The sequence below is a fragment of the Streptomyces oceani genome (genome assembly GCF_001751245.1).
GTDB lineage: Bacteria > Actinomycetota > Actinomycetes > Streptomycetales > Streptomycetaceae > Streptomyces > Streptomyces oceani.
This window is the reverse complement of the sequence record NZ_LJGU01000117.1, coordinates 1-5,157: the sequence shown is the minus strand read 5'-3', so window position 1 is coordinate 5,157 and position 5,157 is coordinate 1. Positions and strand designations below refer to the sequence as shown.

The following is a 5,157-nucleotide window of genomic DNA, read 5'->3' as shown; positions in this document are numbered from 1 at the left end:
GTCCGGGCGGCACGGGGCCGCGCGCTGGCTCGCCGCACACCGCGCCGCCGCACACCGCGCCGCCGCCCGCCTCCGGGGACGGACGGCTGCGTGCGCTGGACGGACTGCGGCTGCTCGCGGCGCTGCTGGTGGCGGGCTACCACCTGGGCGGACGCAACGGCGAGGTCTCGACGGCCTGGGGCAGTTCCCCGGCGGTGCAGTTCCCGTCGCTGTCCCAGCTGTTGGTGTACGGCTCGCTGGGCGTCCAGGTGTTCTTCGTGATCAGTGGCTTCGTGATCTGCATGAGCGGCTGGGGTCGGGGCCCGCGAGCCTTCGTGGCCTCCCGGTTCGCCCGTCTGATGCCCGCGTACTGGGCCGCGGTGCTGCTGACGACCGTGGTCTTCGCGCTGCCCTGGGTGGTGTTCGACGCCGTACCGCCCAACGACCTGCTGGTGAACCTGACCATGCTGCAGGAGCCGGCGGGCGCTGACCGGGTGCTGGGGGTCTGCTGGACACTGTGGGTGGAGCTGCGGTTCTACCTGCTGTTCACGCTGTTCGTGGTCATCCCCGGTGCCACGCGGCGTCGGGTCGTGGTCTTCTGCGCCGGCTGGACCCTCGTGGCCGTGCTCGCCAGGGCGGCGGACTGGGAGCCGCTGACCCTGCTCGCGCTGCCGGACCACGCGCCGTTCTTCATCGGCGGCATGGGGTTGTACCTCCTTCACCGGTACGGCCGCCGGGACGCCACCGCCTGGGCCATCGTGCTGACCGGCTGGCTGCTCGGGCAGCACTTCGTGGTGGCAAACCTGTGGCGGCCACCCGACGAGCCGGGGTTCGCGTACCGGCACGCCACCGTGATCATCGCGGTGGTCACCCTGGGCTTCCTGCTGGTGGCCGCCGTCGCGCTGGGGCACCTGCGCTGGGCGAACTGGCGCTGGCTGACCACGGCGGGCGCGCTGACCTACCCCTTCTACCTGGTGCACGAGCATCTGGGGTGGGTCGCCGTACGCTTCCTGTACCGCTGGCTCGGACTGCCGTCCTGGCTCGTGCTGCCACTGACCGTCGGCGGCCTGCTGGTTCTCGCCCACCTGCTGCACCGGTTGGTGGAGCGGCCCCTGGGACCCCGGCTGAAGCGGGCGCTGACGACGCCCCCGCGGGGATGAGCCAGGCGGAGCCCTCCGCCCGGCGCGGGGCGTGCCGGCTCTTCGCGACGACCGCGTACGGACGGACCGCGTACGGCATCACGACTACGCCACCGCGCGTACGCCGCCCGCGCGCGGCCCACGGACCCGCCCGCCGGTCAGCCGGTGGCCTGGCCCGACCCGTTGTCCGCCCCGGCGGCCCGCTCCAACGCGGTGACCGCCTTCCGGACGATGCTCTCCGGGTCCTCCGCCACGGACAGCACGACGCCGGCCTCGTCCGCCTGCAACGGCTGCAGGTCGGCGTACTGCGAGTCCAGGAGCGTACGCGGCATGAAGTGACCCTGCCGGCCACCGAGCCGCTCGGTGATCAGCTCGGGCGGCCCGTCCAGGTGCAGGAAGAAGACGCCGGGGCCGGCGCCCCGCAGCCGGTCCCGGTAGGCCCGCTTGAGCGCCGAACAGCTCACCACTCCCCGCACGCCGCGCACGCCGTACGGGCTCGAGGTCGCGGCCCCGGCGTGCTCGACGCGCTCTCGTGCCCAGGCGGCTATGGCATCCAGCCACGGCTCCCGGTCAGCGTCGTCGAGCGGGGTGCCGGCGGACATCTTCGCGATGTTGGCCGGCGGGTGGAAGCTGTCGGCCTCGGCGTAGGCCACCGCCAGCTCGTCGGCGAGCAGCCGACCGACCGTGGTCTTGCCAGTGCCGGACACCCCCATCACGACCACCACCTGCGGCGGAGTCATCCGCGCCTCCCTGTCTGGACGGTCCACGGCCCGTCTCGTTAAGTACGATGTAATTCATCGTAGGAGATGGAAAAGTCATACATAATTCGGGCTCCCGGCCGTACCAGCACCGTAGGCTGAGCGTATGAACACACAGCGGCAGGGACTGCACGCCCGAGTGCTCGCCTCGCTGGGACCCGCCATAACGGGGGGCGACTACCCGCCGGGAAGCGTGTTGCGCACGGACGAACTCGAGGCGCGCTACGAGGTGTCGCGGACCGTGATGCGCGAGGCGATACGCGTCCTGGAGTCCATGCACCTGGTGGAGTCCCGGCGCCGGGTGGGGGTGACCGTGCGGCCGACCGAGGAGTGGAACGTCTTCGACCCGCAGGTGATCACCTGGCGGCTGCAGGGCGCCGGCCGGCCCCGCCAGCTGCGTTCGCTCACCATGCTGCGTTCCGCCGTCGAGCCGGTAGCCGCGCGGCTCGCCGCCGAGCACGCCACCCCCGAGCAGTGCGCCAAGCTGACCGAGCACGCGCTGGGCATGGTCGCCACCTCGCAGGGGCAGCAGCTCGAGGGCTACCTGGTGCATGACGTCGCCTTTCACAACGTGGTGTTGACTGCCTCCGGAAACGAGATGTTCGCCCGGCTCGGCGACGTGGTCGCCGCGGTCCTCACCGGGCGCACCGAGCACCAGGTGATGTTCAGCGACCCCGACCCGGCGGCGGTCACCCTGCATGTGGGGGTCGCGGAGGCCGTACGGGAGGGGAACGCGCCGCGGGCCGAGGAGCTGACCCGGGAGATCACCGTCGGCGCGATGGCCGAGCTGGACATCCTGGCACCCTGAGCGCCGCTGGCAGGACCCCAACCCCGGCGAGCCCCCAGTCCCGTCCCCCCAGTCCCGAGTCGCGCCGGCGCCGCTGTCCGGGGGCGGGGGGGACAGCGGCGCCGGCTGAGCGGCCCCACTCAGGGGGGTCCGGGAGCCCGGCGGGAAACAGCCGGGCGGGCGCTCAGAACACCGCCCAGAGTCCGAGCGCGATGAGGAAGGCCGAGACTCCCAGCGTCGTCTCCATCACCGTCCAGGTCTTGAGCGTGGTCTTCTCGTCCATCCCGAAGAACCGGCTGACCAGCCAGAATCCCGAGTCGTTCACGTGCGAGAGCACGGTCGCGCCCGCGGCGATCGCCACCACGAGCAGCGTGATCTGGAAGTCCCCGAGCTGTGCCTGCGAGACCGAGCCGGCGATCAGCCCTCCGGTGGTGGTGATGGCGACCGTGGCCGATCCCTGCGCCACCCGCAGCAGGGTGGCGATGATGAACGCCTGCAGGATCAGCGAGATGCCGAGGTCCGAGAGCGAGGAGCTGAGCGCGCTGCCGATGCCGCTCAACTCGAGCACCCCACCGAACATCCCACCGGCCCCGGTGATCAGGATGATGGCGCAGATCGGGCCGAGCGCCTCGTCGACGATCGTACGTACCCGGTCCATCGAGGTGCGGGGCTTGCCGAGCACCAGCACCGCTGCCAGCACGGTGATCATCAGGGCGACCGGGGTGTTGCCCAGCAGTCCCAGGAAGGCCGCCCAGCCCTGGTCCGCGTCCAGCGTGCCGGCGGTGCCCAGGGTGTCCAGCACCGTGTCGCAGGAGATCAACACCAGCGGGATCAGCAGGAGTCCGAGCACGGTGAGGAACCGGGGCGGCCGGTGGCCGAGGTCCGCGACGGCGGATCCCGCGCCCGACTGCTTCCGCTCGCCCGCCGGGCCCGAGGCTCCCTTGCCGCCGGCCTCGCCGCTGCCGCTGCCCTTGCCGCCGCTCTCGCCGCTGCCCTTGCCCTCGGCGTCCCGCTGCTCCGCCGTACGACCGCGTTCGTCGCGCACGGTCCCGAAGACCACGTTCTCCACCGGTACGTGGACCCGGGCCCCCAGGAAGCGGGAGACCAGGTAGACCCCGAAGTACCAGGAGAGCAGCACGATGGGGATGCCGGCCAGGAGCGTGATCCCGATGTCGCCGCCGAGTTGGTCCGCGGCGGCGACAGGCCCGGGGTGCGGCGGCACGATGGCGTGCATGGCGGCGAACGCGCCGGCGGCGGGGAGCGCGTAGTAGAGGAGTGATCCGCCGAAGCGCCGGGCGACGGTGAGGATGATCGGCAGGAACACCACGAGGCCGGCGTCGAAGAAGATCGGGAAGCCGAAGAGCAGCGCCGCCACCCCGAGGGCCAGTGGAGCGCGTTGCTCGCCGAACCGGGTGATGAGGGTGTCGGCGAGCACCTGTGCCCCGCCGGTCACCTCCAACAGCCGGCCGAGCATCACGCCGAAGGCCACCAGCAGAGCCACCGAGCCGAGCGTGTCGGCGAAGCCGTACATCAGGGCGTCCGGGATGTCGGCGAGCGGGAAGCCGACGGCGATCGCGGTCACCACGCTGACCAGGACCAGCGACACGAAGGCGTGCAGCTTCACCTTCATGATCAGGAACAACAGGAGGGCGACTGCGCCCGCGGCGATCAACAACAGCGTGGTCGTGCCGTAGACCGGATCGATTGCTTCCATGTCAACTCCATACCGAGGAACGCACCGGAAGCTACGGTATTCGTCATACCTATTCAAGGGGTGCGAGCCAAAAGTCATATGATTGATCACGCATGATGCCCACGGGGCGTCGGCCCGGCCGTCGCTCCACCGCTCCGCTCAGCCCCCCGAGCCACCCCAACCCGCCGGCCAGTGCGTGTCCCAGCGCTGGTCCGCCTCCAACTGGGCGGCCAGCGACACCAGCAGCGGTTCACTGTTCGCCGGCCCCAGGAGCTGCGCGCCGAGCGGCAGCCCGTCGTCGGTGAAGCCGGCCGGCACGTTGACTCCCGGCCAGCCCAGCACGTTCCACGGCCAGGCGTACGGACAGTGCGCGATCATCGTGCGGTCGGTCTGCCAGCCGGACAGTGCCGCCAACGCCCCGATCCGCGGGGGCGGCGTGGCCGTCGTCGGTGTGAGCAGCACGTCGAAGCGCCGGAACAACGCGCCCACCCGGCGCCGCAACGGGCCCTCCGCCGCCCGCGCCACCCGCAGCACCGGACCACCGAGCAGCCGTCCCATCCGTGCGGTCGAGCGGGTACGCGGGTCCAGCAGCGCCTGGTCCGGCGCGCGGTCAGTCCAGCCCCGTACGCCCACGGACGCGCGGGGCACGAAGGTCAGGCCGATCGGCCCGTAGCGGGGATCGGCCGCCACGACCTCGTGTCCGAGCGCCGCGAGCCGTTCGGCGAGCGCCGTGACCCTGGCCCGTACCACCGGGTGCAGCGGCTTGGCGGTGGCGGTGAACGCGGTACGGAAGGACAGCGC

Annotated in this window: 5 protein-coding genes; 2 read left to right on the top strand and 3 right to left on the bottom strand. The window is 71.8% G+C overall.

Translation table 11 applies throughout. From position 1 onward, the window contains the following. Nucleotides 1-1,139: acyltransferase family protein (locus AN216_RS10700; protein ID WP_070196428.1), on the top strand; the 1,139-nt coding region annotated here is incomplete at its 5' end. A gap of 137 nt (nt 1,140-1,276) precedes the next feature. On the opposite strand, the gene AN216_RS10695 is transcribed toward AN216_RS10700, so the two are convergent. Then, on the bottom strand, nt 1,277-1,858 hold the full coding sequence (locus tag AN216_RS10695; RefSeq protein ID WP_070196427.1) for a gluconokinase: 582 nt from the start codon (nt 1,856-1,858) through the stop codon (nt 1,277-1,279). A gap of 124 nt (nt 1,859-1,982) precedes the next feature. Between AN216_RS10695 and AN216_RS10690 the strand changes: the two genes are divergently transcribed. After that, nucleotides 1,983-2,684, top strand: a complete 702-nt coding sequence (locus AN216_RS10690) for a FadR/GntR family transcriptional regulator (protein ID WP_070196426.1) — start codon at nt 1,983-1,985, stop codon at nt 2,682-2,684. 163 nt (nt 2,685-2,847) lie between these two features. Here AN216_RS10690 and AN216_RS10685 read toward each other — a convergent pair whose 3' ends face one another. Together AN216_RS10685 and AN216_RS10680 are read right to left on the bottom strand one after the other, a co-directional pair. Further along, nucleotides 2,848-4,377, bottom strand: coding sequence for a GntP family permease (locus AN216_RS10685; RefSeq protein WP_070196425.1), 1,530 nt, complete (start codon nt 4,375-4,377; stop codon nt 2,848-2,850). Nucleotides 4,378-4,515: 138 nt separating this feature from the next. Next, the coding region (locus tag AN216_RS10680) for an amidase family protein (protein WP_244502409.1) at nt 4,516-5,157 on the bottom strand (642 nt) is incomplete at its 5' end.

Excerpts from the sequence above, each read along its gene's own strand:
- AN216_RS10685 (WP_070196425.1), bottom strand. The coding sequence starts at position 4,377 with ATGGAAGCAATCGATCCGGTCTACGGCACGACCACGCTGTTGTTGATC.
- AN216_RS10695 (WP_070196427.1), bottom strand. The coding sequence starts at position 1,858 with ATGACTCCGCCGCAGGTGGTGGTCGTGATGGGGGTGTCCGGCACTGGC.
- AN216_RS10690 (WP_070196426.1), top strand. The coding sequence starts at position 1,983 with ATGAACACACAGCGGCAGGGACTGCACGCCCGAGTGCTCGCCTCGCTG.